At 65.5% G+C, this 3,885-nt stretch carries 3 protein-coding genes; all 3 read left to right on the top strand.

Annotation, left to right across the window (positions count from 1 at the left end):
• The first annotated feature begins 62 nt into the window (after positions 1–62).
• Entirely contained in the window at positions 63–1,322 is a 1,260-nt protein-coding gene (locus tag Q0L57_RS07730; RefSeq protein WP_296740591.1) for a sarcosine oxidase subunit beta, read from the top strand.
• 67 nt (positions 1,323–1,389) lie between these two features.
• Entirely contained in the window at positions 1,390–1,683 is a 294-nt protein-coding gene (locus Q0L57_RS07725) for a sarcosine oxidase subunit delta (RefSeq protein ID WP_296740589.1), read from the top strand.
• Positions 1,680–3,885 (top strand): 2Fe-2S iron-sulfur cluster-binding protein (locus Q0L57_RS07720; protein WP_296740586.1); only part of this gene is annotated, 2,206 nt, incomplete at its 3' end. The genes Q0L57_RS07725 and Q0L57_RS07720, both read left to right, overlap by 4 nt.

The raw sequence follows: 3,885 nt of genomic DNA, 5'->3' as shown, positions 1-3,885 counted from the left end.
GGCTTTGCATTTGTGGCCTGCTCTATAGTCTGCCGCTTCGCACCAAAAGGACGATGGGAAGAATGGCGGAATATTCAGCCTTTTCGCTGATCAAGAACGCGCTTACCGGCAACCAGGACTGGAAGCCGGCATGGCGCAAGCCGGACCCGAAAGCGTCCTATGACGTGATCGTCATCGGCGGCGGCGGCCATGGCCTGTCGACCGCCTATTATCTCGCCAAGGAACACGGCATCACCAATGTCGCGGTGCTGGAAAAGGGCTGGCTCGGCTCCGGCAATGTCGGCCGCAACACCACTGCCGTGCGCTCCAACTACCTCCTGCCGCAGAACACCCGCTTCTACGAGCATTCGATGAAGATGTGGGAGAACCTGTCCCACGACCTCAACTACAACGTTATGTTCTCGCAGCGCGGCTGCCTGAACCTCGCGCACACTCCCGCCCAGCTCGACGACTACGCCCGGCGCGGCAACGCCATGCGCCATCTCGGCGTCGATGCCGAACTGATGAGCGTCGACCAGATCAAGCGCCTTGTTCCTGCGCTCGACGTCTCGGGTTCGGCGCGCTTCCCTGTCCTTGGCGGACTTATGCAGCCTCGCGCCGGCACCGCCCGCCATGACGCCGTCGCCTGGGGCTATGCGCGCGGCGCCGACCGACGCGGCGTCGACATCATCGAGAATTGCGAGGTCACCGGCTTCCTGCGCGACGGTGACAAGGTCATCGGCGTCTCGACGACGCGCGGCGAGATTCGCGCCAAGAAGGTGGCGCTTGCGGTCGCCGGCAGCACCGGTCGTGTCATGCAGCTTGCCGGCATTTCCCACATGCCGATCGAAAGCCACGTGCTGCAGGCCTTCGTCTCGGAATCGCTGAAGCCCGTCATCGACACCGTGCTCACCTTCGGCATGGGCCACTTCTACATCTCACAGTCCGACAAGGGCGGCCTCGTCTATGGCGGCGACCTCGACGGATACAACAGCTACGCCCAGCGCGGCAGCCTGCCGATCGTCGATGAAGTGATGAGCGAAATGCTGGCACTGTTTCCGGGCTTGGCGCGGGTGCGCATGCTTCGCTCCTGGGGCGGCGTCTGCGATATGACGATGGACGGCTCGCCGGTCATTACAACGGGCCCGCTGCCTGGCATGTACCTCAACTGCGGTTGGTGCTACGGCGGTTTCAAGGCGACACCGGCTTCGGGTTGGTGCTTTGCCTGGACCATCGCGAAGGACGAGCCGCATGAGTTCAACGCTCCCTTCACGCTCGACCGTTTCTACCGTGGACTGATCATCGACGATAAGGGCCAGGGCGCCAACCCGCGACTTCATTAGACCACGACCCCAAAATGGAAGCCGGTTTTTTGGAAAAGATCGCGGTTGAACAAGAAGATATAAGAAAATGCTGATCACTTGCCCCTATTGCGGCCCGCGCGACGTCATAGAGTTCACCTACCAGGGCGACGGCAACCGCGAGCGGCCGCAGCCGGCCTCGCAGAATCTCGACGCCTGGAACGCCTATGTCTACGACCGGCTGAACCCTGCAGGCGACCACAACGAGCTCTGGCAGCACTCCGGCGGCTGCCGCGCGCATCTGCGGGTTGTGCGCAACACCGTCACCCATGAGATCCTGAGCACCGCCTTCGCCCGTGGCGGGCACAAGGCCGCAAGCCACCGGACGGAGGGCAAGCCGTGAGCCCGCGCCGCACAGAGGCCGGCGGCCGGATCGACCGGCTGCGCACCATCCGCTTCACATTCGACGGAGCGCCCTATACCGGCCATGCCGGCGACACGCTGGCTTCGGCGCTGCTCGCCAATGGCGTCACGCTGTTCGGCCGCTCCTTCAAATACCACCGCCCGCGCGGCCTGCTCGCGGCCGGCGTCGAGGAGCCGAATGCGCTTGTGACAGTGCTGCGCGGCGAGGTCCGCGAGCCCAACATTCCCGCCACCATGGTCGAGATCTATGACGGGCTCGTCGCCGTCAGCCAGAACCGCTCGCCTTCGCTCGCCTGGGACATCAGCGCGATCAACCAGCTTGGCGGCAAGATCCTGTCCGCTGGCTTCTACTACAAGACTTTCATGGGGCCGGTGATCGGACCGCTGAAGGGCACCCGCTTCTGGATGTTCTGCGAGCATTTCATCCGCCGCGCGGCCGGCCTCGGCAAGGCTGGCGTCGCCCCGGACACCTCACGCTACGAACGCATGAATGCGTTTTGCGACGTGCTGGTAGTCGGCTCCGGCCCGGCCGGTCTGATGGCGGCCAAGGCAGCGGCTGACCAGGGCGCGCGCGTGATCCTTGCCGACCTCGATGCGCATTTCGGCGGCTCCGCCAACTGGTCCGGCGAGGTCATCGACGGCATCCCGGCGGCTGAGTGGGCACAGCGCGCCGTCAGCCAGCTCGAGGGCAATGACAATGTCCGCCTGCTGCCGCGCACGACCGTGTGGGGCTATTATGATGGCAACACGCTCGCCGCGTTGGAGCGGGTGACCGACCACAAGGAAGTCTCTGCCAAGGGCGAGCCGCGCCAGCGCTATTGGGCGATCCGCGCCAAGACCGTGGTCCTGGCTACCGGCTCCTTCGAACGGCCGCTGGTGTTTCCCGGCAACGACCGCCCGGGTGTCATGCTGGCGCATGCGGCCGAGCGCTACGCCAATGAATTTGGCGTGCTGCCGGGGGGGCGCATAGCGCTCTTCACCAATAATGACAGCGCCTATCGCTCCGCTGTCGCGCTGAAGAAGGCGGGCGCTGGCGCCGTCGCCATCATCGACGTCCGCGGCGACGTGTCGAACGAGATGCGCCGGCTGGCGAGCGAGGCGGAGGCCGAGCTGCTGGCCGGCCATGCCGTGATCGCCACCGAGGGCGGCAAGGCGCTTTCCGGCTTCAAGGTACAGCGCTTCGACATGATGAGCCGAGTGCTCAGCGGCGACGAGCGCAGCATCCATGCCGACTGCCTCTTGATGTCGGGCGGCTGGTCGCCGACCATCCATCTCGCCAGCCAGGCCGGCGCCAAGGCTGAATGGAACGCTGCCCGGCAGGCTTTCCTGCCGCCGCAGCCGACGCAGCGCTGGATCGGAGCAGGCGCCTTCACCGGTAGTTTCTCGACCGCGGAAGCCATCGCCGAGGGGCGCGCCGCTGGCCTTGCGGCTGCAGGCGGAACAGCAGCACCGGTGGCCATGCCCGTTGTCGAGGCCGCCCCCGGCGACCCCGATCCGGCGCCGGTCTTCGAGATCAAGGGCAAAGGCAAGGCCTTCGTCGATTTCCAGCATGATGTCACTGCCGAGGATGTGCGGCTTGCGCATCGCGAAGGCTTCATCTCGGTCGAGCATCTGAAGCGCTACACGACGCTCGGCATGGCGACCGACCAGGGCAAGAACTCCAATGTGCCCGGCCTCGCCATCATGGCCGAAGCGCTGGGCAAGCCGATCCCCGAGGTCGGCACCACGCGCTTCCGCCCGCCCTACACGGCGGTTTCGATCGGCTCGCTTGCTGCCGAACGCTTCGGCGACCTCAAGCCCGAGCGGCTGACGCCGATGCATGACTGGCACATCGACAACGGCGCGACGATGTATTCGGCCGGCCTTTGGTACCGGCCGATGATCTACGGTCTCGCTGGCGAGACGGTCGAGCAGGCCTATGTCCGTGAAGCCAAGGCGACGCGCGACAGCGCCGGCATCGTCGACGTCTCGACGCTGGGCAAGATCGCCGTGCAGGGACCAGACGCCGCCGAATTCCTCGACCGGGTCTACACCAACATGTTTTCGAGCCTCGCTGTCGGCAAGGCCCGCTACGGCCTGATGCTGCGCGAGGACGGTCTCGCTTTCGACGACGGCACGACCTGGCGGCTCGGCGAGCAGGAATTCCTGATGACCACCACCACCGCCAATGCCGGCAAGGTGA

It is taken from the genome of Mesorhizobium sp. (assembly GCF_024509055.1).
Lineage (GTDB): Bacteria > Pseudomonadota > Alphaproteobacteria > Rhizobiales > Rhizobiaceae > Mesorhizobium.
The sequence above is the reverse complement of the archived record's forward strand: the minus strand, read 5'-3'. Positions and strand labels throughout refer to the sequence as shown.

What these genes read in the sequence shown, in the direction of transcription:
- Q0L57_RS07725 (WP_296740589.1), top strand. Translation starts at nt 1,390, where the DNA reads ATGCTGATCACTTGCCCCTATTGCGGCCCGCGCGACGTCATAGAGTTC.
- Q0L57_RS07730 (WP_296740591.1), top strand. Translation starts at nt 63, where the DNA reads ATGGCGGAATATTCAGCCTTTTCGCTGATCAAGAACGCGCTTACCGGC.